This window comes from Pedobacter planticolens (genome assembly GCF_014172375.1).
GTDB lineage: Bacteria > Bacteroidota > Bacteroidia > Sphingobacteriales > Sphingobacteriaceae > Pedobacter > Pedobacter planticolens.
Genome location: NZ_WNXD01000001.1, coordinates 202851 through 220091, shown reverse-complemented (window position 1 = coordinate 220091; position 17241 = coordinate 202851). Strand labels below are relative to the sequence as shown.

Here is a 17241-nt window from a genome sequence, read left to right as displayed (position 1 = left end):
ACATGACTAATTTAATAAAGAAGGCGAAAAACTTTTTAATAAGTACAGTGCATTTGTTTATAGCAGCTGGGAAAGGGTTTTCGGAAGATAGAGTTACGAAACTAAGCGCTGCATTAGCCTATTACACTATCTTTTCCTTATCGCCATTAATTATTATCGTTATTTCATCCGCCAGTTTAATTTACAGTCAAGATGCGATTGAAAACAAGCTTTTTTCTCAAATTAATAAAATGGTTGGGCATGACGCTGCCGTACAAATTCAAGGTTTTGTAGCAAATGCGAGTTTATCTGGCAAAAGTTCGTTCGCATTAGTAATAGGAATTATTATTCTCGTAATTGGAGCTACAGCGGTGTTTACCGAAATACAGGATAGCATAAATTTAATTTGGAAAGTAAAAGCCGTACCTAAAAAAGGATGGAAAAAATTACTGACCAATCGTTTACTTTCGTTCTCACTAATCGTTTCCCTTGGGTTTTTGCTTTTGGTTTCCTTAGTTGTGAATAGTGTAGTTTTAAGTTTTGGCGATAAACTATCTAAGTTTATTCCAGAAATTACAAATACCACTGCATTTATCATTCTAATTTTAAACAATGTGTTAACTTTTATAGTGGTAACAGGCGTATTTGCTGTTATTTTTAAGGTATTGCCCGATGTAATTTTGAAATGGAAATCGGCCTTGATTGGTGCTGCATTTACTGCTTTACTTTTTGGATTAGGAAAATATTTAATTGGACTTTATTTAGAAAAATCAAACCCAGGATTAGTATTTGGGTCAGCAGGTTCTGTTATTATTATTTTAGTGTGGATTTATTATACCGCTATCATTTTGTATTTTGGAGCTGAATTTACTCAAGTTTACGCCGAAAAATACGATGAAAGTATTGCGCCAACAAAATATGCAGTGCATTTAAAAACAATAATTGTAGAAAAGAAAGTTACCATTTTACCTCCTCAACATCCAGAAGATACCGTTGAACAACCCTAAAGTTTAAATATAACCTATAATCTTATCCATCAACTCTTTTTCCGAAAACGGTTTTAACACCAAATCATTTATCCCAGATTCGATATATTTTTCACGATCTTCTTGTAAAACATTTGCAGTAACTCCTAAAATCGGGATATTTATTTTAGTAGCATCAGCATGTAATCTAATTTTACGTGTTAACTCCACTCCTCCCATTTCAGGCATTTGAATATCTGTTAAAATCAAATCATACGTATTATTTGCAAACAATTCAAAAGCTTGTTTGCCATCATAAGCAACATCGCTCAGCATTTTGTATTTTTTAATAACCGTTTGTATCAATAAAACATTCATTTTATTATCATCAGCTAATAAAACCCGCTTCCCTTCTAAATGAGTTAAGCTAACAAAAGTAGATTCTTTACGCATTACCACATTCTTACTACATAATTCGTACGGAATTTCAAAACTAAATATAGAACCGACTCCCAGCTTACTACTTACTTTTATTTGCCCATTTTTAAACTCCACTATCTTTTTGCAAATCGCTAAACCTAAGCCCGTTCCCTTTTGTTTTACATTAGCTGATGAATAATATACTTGGGCAAATTCATCAAATATCATATCTAAGTTTCCGGGATGAATGCCAATACCAGTATCAATAATATGTACTTTTAATATTCCTTGTTTTTTCGTGTTTAAACTAATATCTGCCTTTAGTGTAACTGAACCTTTAGTGGTAAACTTAATTGCATTACTTAACAAGTTCATTACCACCTGTTTTAAACGAAGTGAATCTCCTGAAAAGCAAATATTCTCTTCAAAAGAAATATCCTTTTTTAATTCAATTCCTTTTTTGCTTGCCAAAATACTCATGCTATTAAATACCTCAGTAATCGCATCTAGCGGGATAAATGAAATTTTATCAAAGCTAACTTTACCAGTTTCGTATTTAGAAAAATCGAGAATATCATTCACAACATCTAACAACATGATAGATGAATTTTCTATTGCAGTTAATTGTTCTACTTGTTGTTCATTTAATTTACTATGACTTAATTGTTCTGAAAAACCGATAATCGAGTTTAATGGTGTGCGTATCTCATGGCTCATATTTGCTAAAAATCTACTTTTAGAAATCGCATATTGAGATGCTTTCTTGCTATAACTAATTAGCTCATTTTCATTTCTATAAATCTTCCAAATATTATACAAAATGGCAGAAACCAATATTAAAAGCACCATGATACTTAAAATAAAAATTTCATCAATGCTTTTAAAATTATCTTTAATAATAGTATTCAGCTCTTTTCTATTTTGTGAAGCAAAACCCATTTCATGCTTTTTATAGGTTTGCAGTAGAGAAACCAGCTCCGTAATTATTTTATTGTTAATCTGTAAAATGGCTATTTCATTTTTTTTGAGCATATTATTAGCCGCATACAAATTATTTACATTCGGTAATTGAGCTATGCTATAACTTTTATTTTGTGAAAAAGTGTCGAAATTGGTTTCCGTTCTAACCAATTTATAAGAAGTATCTCTAACTTCATTTTTTCTTTTGGAGAACACAGCAGCTAATCTTTCAAAAAACTTTCGCTTTGGTTGGGTTTTAGCAGCAGTGCTGATAGTATCAACCTTAACCATTTTTTTGATATTTTTATACGTAAGATTATTACGGGTATCAGCCTGAACTCGAGTCGTGTCCACTCCTGAAGAAATATTAATTAAGCTATCAGTTAATAATCTTAACTTTAAGTAGAGTTCAGTTCTATTTCTTTTTTGATTAACTAATGTCTTAATGTTTTTGGGACTAGTTTTTTCATTCTCGTCCGCCTTACTATTAATCTTATCTAAAATGTTTGAAACAAAGTTTATATCACTCGTAAACCGTTGGATGTAGTATTTCTGACCTGTAACAGCAAATAATCGGCAATTGTTATCTGCATTATACAATACGATTATACACGAATCTATCTGACTGTAATCTTCCTTTAACTCAGAAAGTTGATGAATATCATTTAATAAAACAGTAGTTCTATTATTTCGAACGTAGAAAAAAATAGCACATAAAAATAGGGCTATTATTAAAAAAACGACAAGACTATAACGTGTTGAAGGATTTTTGGCAGAAGAAAAAGGCATAATACTCGTTAATTAAAATTACAAATGCCCAAAAATTAAGTCTAGGGCAATTTTTTTAATAACAAGTAGAGGAGTACACAAACATACAGTAAAATAAGTATTGCTTGTAAGTTAATTTACAAAATTAAGCTACCTCCAAATTTTCTGGTTCTTCAGTATTCGTATTTGCATCATTTCTTTCTCTTTCTTCTTCTTTAATTTCGTCTTTTTCTATTCTTAAATTTTTAATAATGTGCTGCTGTCTTTCTGGGGTATTCTTACCCATATAATATTCTAGCAAGCTTTTTATAGTCTGATCTTTCAAAATTACTGGGTCAAGCCTAATATCTTTACCTATAAATAAACCAAATTCATCTGGTGATATTTCTCCCAAACCTTTAAATCGAGTAATTTCTGGTTTGCCACCTAATTTTTCAATCGCATCACGACGTTCATCTTCACTATAACAATAAATAGTTTCTTTTTTGTTACGAACCCTAAATAATGGTGTTTGCAAAATGTATACATGTCCAGCTCTTACCAAATCAGGGAAAAACTGCAAAAAGAAAGTCATCATTAATAAGCGAATATGCATTCCATCTACATCAGCATCTGTTGCAATTACAATGTTATTATAGTGCAAACCCTCTAAACCATCTTCAATATTTAAAGCGTGTTGTAGCAAATTAAACTCTTCATTTTCATACACCACTTTTTTGGTAAGTTCGTAGCAGTTTAAAGGTTTTCCTTTTAAGCTAAAAACTGCCTGACAATCTACATCACGAGATTTTGTGATCGAACCAGAAGCCGAATCTCCCTCGGTGATAAACAAAGTAGTTTCGTATCTTTTATCGTGAGGAGTATTAAAATGAACCTTGCAATCTCTTAGTTTTTTGTTGTGTAAAGAAGCTTTTTTTGCTCTATCATTTGCTAGTTTTTTAATGCCAGCAATGTCTTTTCGTTCTCTTTCAGATTGGATAATTCTCTTCAGCAAAGCATCGGCAACATCAGCATGTTTGTGCAAATAATCATCCAATTCTTTCTTCACAAAATCCATAATAAACGTACGAACTGATGGCCCTTCTGGACCCATATTTTGAGAACCTAATTTTGTTTTAGTTTGCGATTCGAAAACAGGTTCTTGCACCCTAACCGAAACTGCTGCAATAATAGATGCCCTAACATCACTTGCATCAAATTCTTTTTTATAAAACTCACGAATAGTTTTCACCACCGCTTCTCTAAAAGCCGCTTGGTGTGTTCCGCCTTGCGTAGTATGCTGACCGTTTACAAAAGAATGGTAATCTTCGCCATATTGTTGACCATGTGTCATCGCAATTTCTATATCGTTTCCCTTTAAATGAATTATCGGATAACGAATATTTTCTACGTCGGCCACTTTATTTAACAAATCATATAATCCTCGCTCCGAGAAATATTTCTGATTATTAAAACTGATGGTTAAACCTGTATTTAAGAACACATAATTCCAAATCATGCTCTCTACAAAATCCGGAATGTAGTGGTAATTTCTAAAGATGGTATCGTCAGGATAAAAAGTAATTGCCGTACCATTACGTTGTGTAGTTTCAATTATTGGCTGATCGGAAACAATTTCACCTTTGCTAAATTCTACTTTTTTCGTTTTGCCATCGCGATAAGATTGTACTACGAAATTGGTTGATAACGCATTTACCGCCTTTGTACCTACTCCATTTAAACCTACCGATTTTTGAAAAGCATTACTATCATATTTACCGCCTGTATTTATTTTCGAAACGCAATCTATAACTTTACCCAAAGGGATGCCACGACCATAATCACGAATATTAACTTTATGCTCTGACAGTGTAATTTCGATAGTTTTACCCGATCCCATTACAAATTCATCGATAGAATTATCTACGATTTCTTTCAGCAAAACATAAATTCCATCGTCTTGTGCAGAACCATCGCCAAGTTTACCAATGTACATACCTGGTCGTAAACGGATGTGCTCTTTCCAATCGAGGGAACGTATACTATCGTCATTATAAATCGGTTCTGCCATAATTCGTATATTTTAGATGGTATTAAGAGAGTAGCGAAGAATCGGTAGATTGAAATACTATTTAACAGATTTCTCCATTATTCTTCCGTCGAAATGACGGGGAATAACTCAGCATTACAAATTTAATTTAATCTCTATGGAAATCAATTACAAAGTTTCCACAAATGAACATTTTTAATTTATGCCACAAGCTAGTTACTCAAGACTATTGACTTTTGACTCAAGACTAAAAAACTGTATCTTCCAAAATCAATTTAAACTTCATGCAAATTAAAAAACAGCTCTCTCTTTTCGATCTTTCCATGATTGTGGTTAGTTTAGTAATCGGAATGGGAATTTTCAAAACTCCTGTTAGCGTGGCTGCTAAAGCCCAAATTCCAGAACTGTTCTTTTTAGCATGGATTATTGGTGGAATTATAGCTGTTTGTGGTGCATTAACGTATGCCGAAATTGGCTCTCGTTATCCCGTTACAGGTGGGTATTATAAGATTTTCTCCGTTTGTTATCACCCATCTATTGCATTCGCTATCAATTGTATCATCGTAGTTTCCAACGCGGCATCTGTTGCTGGTATAGCATTAATTGGTGCCGAATATTTGAGTAAAATTATTCTTGATCCGCAAATGCAAACTGGCGAATACCGAATTCTCATTGCAACCATTAGCATTATTATATTTTATGCAATTAACTTATTAGGATTAAAAGCGAGCTCAAAAACTCAAAATGTTTTAACCGTTATTAAAATTGTAATGGTGCTTACTTTAATATGTGCAGTGTTTTTTGGCGAACAAACCACAAGCATTACCCCTATTTTTAAAAGTGTAACTGGAAGCTCCCCAGTTTGGAGTGATTATGGAAAAGCGCTCGGCCTATGTTTAATTGCTGTTTCTTTTAGTTTTGGTGGTTATCAGCAAACGATCAATTTTGGTGGCGAAGTAAAAGAAGCAAAAAAGATTGTACCGCGTTCCATTATCATTGGTTTGGCCATAATTATCACTTTGTACATGGCTATAAATTACGCTTATGTAAAAGTAATTGGTTTTGAACAGCTTAAAACTGCCGAAAGTATTGCTGCTATATTAGCTGGTAAAATTTTCGGTCCAATCGGATTTTCTTTATTATCGGTTTTAATTTATTTATCTGTTTTAGGCTACGTGAATGTGAATTTATTGAGCAATCCGAGAGCAATGTATGCCATGGGCGAGGAAAAAGCATTGCCTAAAATCTTTACTAAAACCACTAAAAAACATGGTGTAATGATAGTCAGTTTAACTGTTTTTACCATTATTTCCATTTTCACACTATTTTACGCCCAAACTTTCGATAAAATTTTAAACTACTCTATATTTTTAGATTGCATTGGCTTTGCAACTTCGGCTGCTGCCATTTTCATTTTGCGTAAAAAAACTGCTCATTTAGCTAAAAAAGATATTTATACTGTTCCATTGGGTCCAATTTTGCCGCTCTTATTTATTGCCGCATATTTATTTGTAGCCTTCAGTATTTATAGCGATGATCCAAATGCAGCGTTAAATGGCTTATATATCTTTATAGGATTTATTGTTATTTACTTCATTATCAGATATTTTAATAACAAAAAAGAAAGCAGTCAGGTTTAGTCAGAATAAATGCCAATACAAGCCCTACCTTTTAAAAAACAATTAATTTATGCATCTGGCATGATGGGTTGGAGTATTATGACCAATCTAATTATTGTGATGCTGCCTTACTTTTATTTGCCGCCAACTAATTCTGGTTTATCACCTTTGGTACCACAGCTTTTGGTTTTTGGAGCTTTTAATATCCTATCATTAATTGCGGCATCTGGCCGATTATTTGATGCTGCTTACGATCCTTTTATTGCATCAATAAGTGATAGTAGTAACAACCCAAAAGGCAGGCGTTTTCCAATTATGCGCTGGGCAATTTTACCTGCGGTGATTTGCTGTGGTTTGGTTTTTACTCCGCTAGTAAAAGGAGAAAGTATAAGCAATGCCTGGTGGTTAACCCTAGTTTTAGCCGGATTTTTCGTTTCTGTAACTACTTATATTATTCCTTATAATGCGCTATTAGCTGAATTAACACATACTCCCGAAGAAAAAGTAAAACTTTCTACTTTTCAGCAAGTTGGTTTTGTTTTAGGAATGATTTTAGGAGCGCTTTGCAATAATTTTGCCGATTTAATTCAAACTGTATTTCATGTTACTGAACGATTTGAAGCCTTGCAATACACCATTTGGGGGTTAAGTATTTTTTCAGGTATAGTGATGATTTTACCTATTATTTTCATCAATGAAAAGGAATATGTGCAAAGTAAACCTACCCACATTCCTTTATTGCCCGCGATTAAAAATACGTTCAGAAACAGTAATTTCAAGTATTATCTCATATCAGATTTTACCTATTATACGGCATTGAGCCTGATGAGTAGTGGATTGCTATTTTTTGTAACTGTATTACTTGGCCTACCCGATTCGGATGGTGGTAAATTTATGGGGCTAATGGTAGTTTTATCGTTGGTTTTCTATCCATTTATCAATTATGGATCTAAGAGGTTTGGCAAGAAACCTTTGGTATTATTGGCATTTGGCGTTTTAAGCTTAATTTTCGTTACTATTTTCTTTTTAGGGAAATTACCTTTTACTCCGAGTAATCAGATGTATTTATTGGTGATTTGCGCATCTTTTCCTTTAGCTGCATTAGGCATTTTGCCAAACGCAATTTTAGCAGACATAGCTCAAAAAGATACTTTAGAAACTGGTGAAAATCACGAAGGAATGTTCTTCGCTGTAAAATATCTCTTTGTAAAACTTGGTCAAACGATTGGAATTGCCATTTTTGCGATGTTAACTATTTACGGAAAAGATCCAGGCAATGACTATGGTTTGCGTTTAAATGGTGTAGTTGGTTTTGCACTTTGTGTTTTGGCACTATTATTTTTCACACGATTTAAGGAGAGAAAGTAGAAGAGGGATTGATAGTTAATGGTCAATAGTTGATAGCTTATATGTTTTAACCTATATATTTTCGAATGCCAAGTCTTAAAAATTTCCCCATAACTTTCTTTCTTCGTTCTATAAACCTGACTTAGCGGAAATACTTTTTTGTCATACTGAGCTTGTCGAAGTACAAAAAAGATTGTAGCGAGGGCAGGATTGTAATTGCCGAAAAGCACTGACAAACATTTTCAAAAAGGCAAATGGCTAATAGACCATAGCGATTGACTATCAACAATGAGCCATTAACCAATTGTTTAATAAATTTACTTACCTTTGTGCCGAAGCAGAATTTCTTTATCATTTAAAGCAACTCGCAAGTTAGTCCTTCCAGCAATGATTGTTCTAGCTTCTTCGATATTTTACATTTAAAAATTATACTTTGTTATTTTCAGAATTAAACCTCATAGCCCCTATTTTAAAGGCGCTTGAAACCGAAGGTTATACACAACCTACACCTATACAAGAGCAATCTATACCCTCTATTTTACAAAAACGCGACTTATTGGGATGCGCTCAAACTGGTACTGGTAAAACCGCAGCATTCGCTATACCGATGTTGCAATTATTAGATAAACCTCATACAAACACAAAAGGACCTAAACCAATTAGAGCCTTAATTTTAACGCCAACAAGAGAATTAGCCATCCAAATTGAAGAAAGCTTTAAGGCTTATGGCAGAAACCTACCTTTAAAGCACTTGGTGATTTTTGGTGGTGTCGGACAAAAAGCACAAACTGATGCCCTACATAGAGGTGTTGATATTTTAGTGGCAACTCCTGGTCGTTTATTAGATTTAATGAACCAAGGTTTTGTGAACCTACGTGATATCGAGATTTTTGTATTGGATGAAGCTGACCGTATGTTAGATATGGGTTTCATTCACGATGTGAAAAAAGTAATTGCCAAATTGCCTGCAAAAAGACAGACTTTGTTTTTCTCGGCTACGATGCCAACTGAAATTCAGAAATTATCTAGCACGATATTAACCAATCCTGTAAAAGTGGAAGTTACTCCAGTTTCTTCTACAGCAGAAAAAATTACACAAGCAGTTTATTTCGTTGAGAAAAATGATAAAAGAAGCTTATTGGCTCACTTATTAAAAGACAAAGCGATTGAAACTGTTTTGGTATTTACGCGTACCAAACATGGTGCAGATAAAGTGGTTAAAGACTTACTGAAAATTAATGTGAAGGCTGAAGCTATTCACGGAAATAAATCTCAAAATGCCCGTCAAAGAGCATTAACAAACTTTAAAGCTCGTACAACTCGTGTTTTAGTAGCTACTGATATTGCTGCTCGTGGTATTGATGTGGATGAATTAGCACACGTAATTAACTACGAATTACCAAACATTCCTGAAACGTATGTACATAGAATTGGTAGAACTGGAAGAGCTGGTTTAAGCGGAATTGCTTACTCGTTTTGCGATGGCGAAGAGAAAGAATTTTTAGATGATATTGAGAAATTGATTGGTATAAAAGTTCCAGTAAACGAAGATCATCCGTACGCAATGAGCTGGCAAAGTTTAATGTCAGCCGCTGCTGCTGCCAAAAGTGGTGGAAAGAAAAAAGGGAACCAACGTGAGCCTCGTGAACGTGAGCCAAACTTAAGTGGTGCAAAAAAGAAACCGCATCAAGGTGGTGCTAGAAAACCAAACCATACAGGTAGCACTGCAGGTGCAAACGCTGGTGGTGGCAACCGCAGGTTTAGCGGTGGTGGTAACAGAAGAAGGGATTAAATTTTAGCTCTATCGTCATTGCGAGGAAGAATGACGAAGCAATCTATCTTGTAGGAAAGATTGCTTCTCCCAATGAAAAATCGGTATCGCAATGACGCTCAAATATTATAAAAAATGGTTCGTAGTAATACGGACCATTTTTGTTTTATCTCTCTGTATTATTGGGTCTAGCATAAACCATTTGCATTACATTGATATTCCTCATTTCAAATGCCGCTTCGCAATAGTTTAAATAATAATTCCATTTGCGGATAAAACGTTCATCGAAACCTAATGCTTTTACTTCGTTGATTTTATGGTTAAATTCGATATACCAAAGTTTTAATGTTTTAGCATAATCTAAGCCTAAATCTTTCAAGTCGACTAATGTTAAGTCGCTAGTATTGTTAATTGCTTTATTGATTACCGCAACCGATGGCAGCAAAGAACCTGGGAAAATGTGTTTCTGAATCCAATCCACCCCTCGTCGTAAACTATCATATCTATTATCTGGACTTGTAATTACTTGAAACGCGAAAATTCCATTAGGTTTTAAAACCTCTGCACATTTAGAAAAATAAGTTTCCAAATAATTATGACCAACTGCTTCTAACATTTCTATAGAAACAATCTTATCAAATTGTCCTTGAATATTTCTGTAGTCTTTTATGATGATTTCTATTTGATCAGATAAACCAGCAGCTGCAACTCTTTCTTGTCCAAGTTTTTGTTGTTCTTTTGAAATGGTGACCGTTGTTACTTTACAACCATAATTTTTTGCCATAAAAATAGCATTTGCACCCCAGCCGCTTCCAATTTCTAAAACATGATCAGAAGGTTTTAAATACAATTGTTCACAAAGTCGACGGTATTTTTCATCTTGTGCCTCTGCTAAAGTTAGTTCTGGTGTTTTAAAATACGCAGCAGAATAAGTCATTGAACGATCTAAAAAAGTGGCAAAGAAATCATTGTTTAAATCGTAATGTTCAGCTATATTTTTCTGAGAGCCCGTAATACTATTCGAGCGATTATTATGGTAAATTCTATTCAACCACTTGAATAAATTCAACCCTAAAGTTTTCACTTTGCTGCCAGAAACTGATGGTGCATTTTCGATATTGAGGATAATCCATTTGATGAGATTAGTTATGTTATCAGTTTCCCACAACCCATTTACATAAGCTTCACCAAAACCAATGTCTCCATATAAAACCACACACTTAAAAAATCTAGGATCTCTTATTTCTAAATTTGCATAATAGCTAGAATTTGTATTACCAATTTGCAAGTTTTCTCCGCTAGGCAAAGTCAAGTTCAAAAAACCTTTGTCCATTTTACAAAGTGCGTTCACAACTGCATTTTCGTAAAATCCTGATTTCGATTTGGTTAGAGAGAGTGATGACATGTGATAATCTTAATTTGTTTTATAAGGTTTATATACGTCTTTTTGCAAATCTTGGTTTGCAGCTTTTGGATGATATTTTATTTTCTTGATCCATAATTTAAATGCTTGCCAATGGATTAATCCCATAACCTGTAAAGGAATTAAGGGGATTGAAAAGAAATAACGCAACATATTTTTATTAGTTAATGGTTTCCTATCGCCATTTAATGTACTGATAAAAAACCTGTTCCCTTCTTTATCATAGTCGTCTATTTTAATGTCTAATTTTTGAGTTGGAATGGTAAGTTTGAAATCAAAAAACGTATCCAAATCTATAAATGGTGATACATAGAATAATTTTTCAGCCTTTTGCTTAAATACATTGTTCTCCAAATCTTCCTTTCCAAAAAAGAACATTTTCATTTCATGGTACGTATTACTAATTTCTGAAACTGCACAAAGTGGGTTTTCATTTTCATCAAAACAGAAGTAAAATGAAACAGGATTAAAGTTATATCCTAAAACACTCAAGTTAGTTAATAGTTTGATTTTGCCATTTCCAATCTCCACATTGTGGGATTTTAGATACGTAGTGATTTGTTGTTTAACTGTTTTAGTTTGGTCGGGATTTTCCTTAGGAAATTGCACATGATCCTTATCTCTAAAATTGAATAAATTAAAACGATTATAACTGAACCAACGTAGCTTTTTATCTAGTTTTTCAATTTCATCCAAATCAATATAAAATAGGTATACATCATACCAAAAACTATGCTTCTTAGGCGTTAACCTATGATGCATAACTTTAGCGGAATATATTGATGAGTTTAATTTCATTTTTCATCTTGTCGTCATTGCGAACGCAGTGAAGCAATCTTTCCTGCTAGATAGATTGCTTCGTCATTCTTCCTCGCAATGACGGTCTATAACAACTTACACAAATCCACTGCACTTTTATAAGCATCTTCATGAAAACCATATTTAAAATAACTTCCACAATAATAAACAGGGCCAGTTTCATTTAGTTTGTGAAGTTCCTCTTGCGCTTGCATTGCTGGCACATCAAATAGTGGATGTTCATATGCAATTTCTTTAATTATTTTACTTTTATCAAGTGTAGCTGATGGATTAATCGATACGAAATAATCTACTTTATCTGAAACTCCTTGCAATTGATTCATCCAATAAATAGTACTTGGCACTAAAATATTTCCTTGTTTTTCTACTCTATAATTCCAACTACTCCAAGCTAATTTTTTCTTCGGCATTTGGCTTTTATCTGTATGAAGAATAGCGGTATTTGATTGATACTTAAATTTAGAAAGCAATCGCTCTTCATCTTCAGTTTTACTTTTAACTATTTGATGTGTTTGGTTAGCATGACTAGCCATAATTACTTTATCAAACTCCAATTCCTCGCCTTTTAAAGTTGTGACTAAAACTTTTCCATTCTCCAATCGTTCTACACTGGTAATTTTAGTACTTATTCTGATTTTATTTCTAAATGGTGCAATTAGCTTTTCTCGGTAAGCCTGACTTCCATTATGCAAAGTCCACCATTGATGTTGAGTATCTAAACCTAAAAAGCCGTGGTTTTTAAAGAAACGAATTAACGATACTGCAGGGAAATCTAAAATCTGCTCCATCGGTGTAGACCAAACCGCAGAACTCATTGGTATAAGGTATTTCCAAACCATATCTTCCCCATAACCAAACTCTTTTACATATTGTCCAAGAGAATAATCTGCATATTTTGGATCGTCTAAAACGGCCACACTTTCTTTGTTGAAACGATTAATCTGCATCAACATTTTTAAAAAAGAAGGGTTGAATATATTTCGCTTTTGTGCAAAAAGATGCTTCATGCTCGAACCAGAATATTCTAATCCGCTTGGTAAATACTGTACACTAAAAGACATATCTGTTTTTTTAACTGGTGCATCAATTTCTTTAAATAACTTACATAAATTTGGATAGGTTTCGTAATTAAAAACCATAAACCCAGTGTCTATAAAAACAGTTTTACCATCTTCTTCTACGGCAACTGTATTCGTATGACCACCAATATAATTTAGCTCTTCAAAAAGTGTAATATCATATTTCTTGTGAAGAAAATGTCCACAACCCATCCCAGCTATTCCAGTTCCTATTATTGCTAGTTTCTGCATAGCTTATTTCTTCTCAAAAAGATAATGACAAACCATCCATTCATTTCCTTTATTGTAATTAAACAATTCGGCACATGCCATATAAAACAAACGCCAATAAACCCACCATTTCACAGCTTGATCTTTGCCATAAGTATTTTCTAAAATGGGCATAATTTCCTTTTTATGTTTGTTCATATTACTTAGCCAAGCTTCAGAAGTTTTGCCATAATTAGTTCCATTTACTACCCAATGTTTGGTAATTTTTAAGTCGTCATTAAAATAGAAAAACAAATGGTTGGATGGCATTATTCCACCAGTAAAAAAGTATTTACTCATCCAATCGCTTTCATCAATTACCTCATATTTATACGCTAAATTTTTGTGCGTAAAAATATGAACGAACAATTTTCCGTCGGGTTTTAAGAGTGATGAAACCTTAGCCAGCAATAGTTTGTAATTGCGCATATGCTCAAACATTTCAACAGAAACCACTCTATCAAAGCTATCTGCTATTGTAAAAGTATTCATGTCTGCAGTTAAAACAGTTAAGTTCTGAATACCTCTTTGCTTAGCAGTTTCGTCAATAAAAATCTTTTGTGTTGCTGAATTAGAAACTACTGTAAACTTGCTTTCTGGAAATTTAGCCGACATATATAACGACAATGAACCCCAGCCGCAACCCAATTCTAAAACATTTTGTCCGCTTTGCAAATCAGCCCTTTTACAGGTTAAAGCCAACATATCATCTTCAGAAGTATCAATATCCTTTACCCCAGGATTCCAATATCCACTGCTATATTTTAGATTTTTGCCTAAGCAGTATTGAAAAAATTCCGTTGGTAATTCATAATGTTGTTCGTTAGCATCTGCTGTGTTTACTGCAATTGGCGAGGCTTTCAATTCATTCACCAAACTGATAAATTTTCGTTGTTGCAATTCTTCATCGCCTAAAGTTTCATCAGCTAAGCGTTGTTTTAAGAGTTTTCTAATTCCAGCTCGTAAAACAGGGTCTGGAAGTTTATCGTTTTCTATTAATTTATCGTACCACATTTTTTAAGAGAGTTGATGGACAATTGTTAATGGTTTGGGTTTTTAGTCTATGGTCTATTAACCATTAGCTATCTGCCCTTTTTAAACCAAGGAAAAAAGGCACTGGTTGTTTCTTGATATTTTTTGTAAGCCAATGGTTTGCTACGTAAGTTTTGTTCTTCGTTATTTGGTACGCCTGTAACTTTTAGTAATAAGTATAAAATTATCGCAGGGCTGATGATTGCCAAAATGCCCCAAGGAGTTGCCAAAGCAAATACGAAATAAGCCATCCATGTTAACCATTCGAAGAAATAATTGGGATGGCGACTGTAATACCACAAACCTCTATCGCAAACTTTCCCCTTATTATTTTTGTCTTTTTTAAAAGCTGCCAATTGATTATCAGCAATCATTTCACCAAAGAAAGAAATGATCCAAATAGCTAATCCAATATATTCTAAAATCGAAATTGCTGTAGATTTATTTGCACTAATAATAAAAAATGGAAAAGCTAGTATCACATTAGATATCGCTTGGAACTGAAAAAAAAACAAGAGGTTTCTATTTGCATCTTTCCCCCATTCTTTTCGAAGCTGTTCATATCTCCCCTCTTCTTCATTTAAATGCCCAATTACTCTTCGCCAGAGATGAATTCCCAATCTTAATTCAGCAATTAAAAACATACCACAAATCAAAAGTTTACGTGTTCCAAAACCTTCCGACAGGAAAAAAGTAATCACAGTAATTACTGGAAAGTTGAGCGCCCAAAAGACATCTACCACACCAGCATTTTCGATTTTCTTTGCCCAAAGCCAAACCAAAAACATAATGATGCAACAGGCAATGAGAGAGATAAGAGCGATAAAAAGTAGATGTTTGTAATCCATAATTTTAAAAATGGTCAATGGTTTATAGCTAATGATCTATAAACCATTGTCTATCAACCCCTATTCCCCACTAATTCCTTAACACCATCACTTTGTTTTAGTTTGAATAATTTAATTAAAACATAAGCACAAGTGGCAATGCTACCTAAACATACGAATAAAATTACCCAAACGATTTTAAGGAAAAAAGATTTTTCTTTGTAAAACATCCATAAGGTGATGATAAATATATTCGCATAAAAATCCCATAATGTTGCTCGCATCCAAGGTATTGAACCGAGAAAATCCCATTCTTTAAACAACGAACTTTCTAAGCTTGTACTGACGACTATATAAGTAACCCAAACTAATAGTGCAGAAAAAATAATCTTTAAGGTTGTAATCATATATGCAATAAACGAAAAAAGAGTATTGCAGGTTTTTATAAATAAAAAAAGGTTAGTGCAAGCACCAACCTTTAGTATGTTATAGTATAATTTAAATAAATCTAAACCTTTCTAATCCTAATAATTCTCATCCAATGCATAACTTTCATCATCGGATACGTTGGGTCAAACTCCCACCATCTGGTTGCAAAATTTGGGCTATTCGGTTTTTTATGGTGATTATTCTGAAACAATTCGCCCATTAACAAGAAATCCCAAGGTAATGAGTTTTTGCTATGATCATCATTATCATGATTTGAGTAACCATATTTATGTCCGCACCAATTTACAATAGCACCATGCAATGGTCCCATTAAAAAGTGAATTGGCAATAAAATAAACATCCACCAATATTCTGCAAAAGCAATATAAAAACCGATGTAAAATAAACCACAAGAAATTCTCCAAATCCATGAATTTCCAATTTTATCAACCAATGGCCATTCAGGATAATTCCCTCTAAAAGCTGGTTCAGGTTCTATTTTATGTTGAAGATAGTTCATGTACATATTCTTCGTAGCAATCATCATCCCAAATACATCTTTAAAAAAGTGTGGAGAATGTGGGTCTTTCTCTGTATCACTATAAGCATGGTGCATACGATGTAAAATAGCATATGCTCTAGGATTTAAAAATGAAGAACCTTGAGAAATTAATAAAATGAGATAGAAAAATCGTTCCCAAAATAACTCCATTTTAAACATCTTATGTGATGAGTAACGGTGTAGAAAAAAGGTTTGACTGAAAAGAGATAAGAACCAGTGAGCTAAAAAGAATATTAGAATTATCATGTATGATTTGTGTGTGTTAGTAATTTGTCATTCCGAGCTTGCGAGGAATCTCATTTTTGAATTTTATTGGTGAGATACTTCACTACGTTCTGGATGACAAGCCTTCAATTATAAACGAATTGGAGAGTGATTCAGTTTTTGTTTGTAATTAAAACTACCTTCCAAAATCGTCTTGAACGCGAACAATATCGCTTTCATCTGATGGATTTGTAGCATCGGTATGTTGCCAAATTTCTGCTACAACTCCCCAATCTTCTAAACCGATTAAGCGGTGACGCTCGCCTTGTTGTAATTTAATTTGGTCTTTAGGGTGATATTTTTTCACTTCTCCTTCAACATCAGTTTCGCTAGTTTTAATGCCAACCGTACCACTAACTACTTGCCAAATTTCCGCTCTGCGATGATGATATTGCCAAGAAAGGCGTGTATTTGGTGCAACAATTAAAACTTTAGGACTTAATTTCCCGCCAATTTTTAAACTATTTACATCCAAACCATCAAAATAAGTATCTGCAAATTGTTGTGCTTGTTCTTCATCAATTACAAAAAAGCCACCCCAAGGACGGGTTTCATCACGATTTACAACATTAAAGCCTTCTATTTGTAAACGTTGGGCAACGGTATCGAATATATCTTTCTTCTGAGTTTCCATATTGTTGCAAAAATACGGGTTACAAATGAAAAAAGCCCAATCGGGCTCTATTTTTTATAGTAAAT

14 protein-coding genes are annotated in these 17241 nt (G+C 33.6%); 4 read left to right on the top strand and 10 right to left on the bottom strand.

Annotated elements, in window-relative coordinates; translation table 11 throughout:
- Positions 1–2: 2 nt before the first annotated feature.
- Entirely contained in the window at positions 3–986 is a 984-nt protein-coding gene (locus tag GM921_RS00900; RefSeq protein ID WP_182920731.1) for a YihY/virulence factor BrkB family protein, read from the top strand.
- Positions 987–989: 3 nt separating this feature from the next.
- On the opposite strand, the gene GM921_RS00895 is transcribed toward GM921_RS00900, so the two are convergent.
- Both GM921_RS00895 and GM921_RS00890 read right to left on the bottom strand, forming a co-directional pair.
- Positions 990–3113 (bottom strand): ATP-binding protein, encoded by a 2124-nt coding sequence (locus tag GM921_RS00895; protein WP_182920730.1) that lies wholly within the window; start codon positions 3111–3113, stop codon positions 990–992.
- A 124-nt stretch (positions 3114–3237) separates the two neighbouring features.
- Positions 3238–5142 (bottom strand): DNA topoisomerase IV subunit B, encoded by a 1905-nt coding sequence (locus GM921_RS00890; protein ID WP_182920729.1) that lies wholly within the window; start codon positions 5140–5142, stop codon positions 3238–3240.
- Between the two features lie 263 nt (positions 5143–5405).
- On the opposite strand from GM921_RS00890, the gene GM921_RS00885 reads away from it, so the two are divergent.
- The 3 genes from GM921_RS00885 (at position 5406) to GM921_RS00875 (ending at position 9879) form a co-directional block, all read left to right on the top strand.
- Positions 5406–6761 carry an APC family permease gene (locus GM921_RS00885; RefSeq protein ID WP_182920728.1) on the top strand — a complete coding sequence of 452 codons (1356 nt, stop codon included), beginning with the start codon at positions 5406–5408 and terminating at the stop codon, positions 6759–6761.
- Positions 6762–6770: 9 nt separating this feature from the next.
- Positions 6771–8108, top strand: coding sequence for an MFS transporter (locus GM921_RS00880; RefSeq protein ID WP_182920727.1), 1338 nt, complete (start codon positions 6771–6773; stop codon positions 8106–8108).
- Between the two features lie 412 nt (positions 8109–8520).
- Entirely contained in the window at positions 8521–9879 is a 1359-nt protein-coding gene (locus GM921_RS00875; protein WP_182920726.1) for a DEAD/DEAH box helicase, read from the top strand.
- Positions 9880–10024: 145 nt separating this feature from the next.
- On the opposite strand, the gene GM921_RS00870 is transcribed toward GM921_RS00875, so the two are convergent.
- The 8 genes from GM921_RS00870 to GM921_RS00835 form a co-directional block, all read right to left on the bottom strand.
- Positions 10025–11263 (bottom strand): SAM-dependent methyltransferase, encoded by a 1239-nt coding sequence (locus GM921_RS00870; protein ID WP_182920725.1) that lies wholly within the window; start codon positions 11261–11263, stop codon positions 10025–10027.
- Positions 11264–11272: 9 nt separating this feature from the next.
- A complete protein-coding gene (locus GM921_RS00865) occupies positions 11273–12079 on the bottom strand; it encodes a DUF1365 domain-containing protein (RefSeq protein ID WP_262890398.1) in 807 nt (268 codons plus the stop codon).
- 86 nt (positions 12080–12165) lie between these two features.
- Positions 12166–13410, bottom strand: coding sequence for an NAD(P)/FAD-dependent oxidoreductase (locus GM921_RS00860; RefSeq protein WP_182920723.1), 1245 nt, complete (start codon positions 13408–13410; stop codon positions 12166–12168).
- A 3-nt stretch (positions 13411–13413) separates the two neighbouring features.
- Positions 13414–14442 carry an SAM-dependent methyltransferase gene (locus GM921_RS00855; protein WP_182920722.1) on the bottom strand — a complete coding sequence of 343 codons (1029 nt, stop codon included), beginning with the start codon at positions 14440–14442 and terminating at the stop codon, positions 13414–13416.
- 68 nt (positions 14443–14510) lie between these two features.
- On the bottom strand, positions 14511–15308 hold the full coding sequence (locus tag GM921_RS00850) for a DUF1295 domain-containing protein (RefSeq protein WP_182920721.1): 798 nt from the start codon (positions 15306–15308) through the stop codon (positions 14511–14513).
- A 53-nt stretch (positions 15309–15361) separates the two neighbouring features.
- Positions 15362–15694: a DUF1475 family protein gene (locus GM921_RS00845; RefSeq protein ID WP_182920720.1), complete on the bottom strand. Its 333-nt coding sequence runs from the start codon at positions 15692–15694 to the stop codon at positions 15362–15364.
- Positions 15695–15795: 101 nt separating this feature from the next.
- On the bottom strand, positions 15796–16524 hold the full coding sequence (locus GM921_RS00840; protein ID WP_182920719.1) for an acyl-CoA desaturase: 729 nt from the start codon (positions 16522–16524) through the stop codon (positions 15796–15798).
- A gap of 154 nt (positions 16525–16678) precedes the next feature.
- The gene (locus GM921_RS00835) at positions 16679–17176 is read right to left on the bottom strand and encodes a cupin domain-containing protein (protein WP_182920718.1); all 498 of its coding nucleotides are present in this window, start codon (positions 17174–17176) and stop codon (positions 16679–16681) included.
- Positions 17177–17241: the final 65 nt, after the last annotated feature.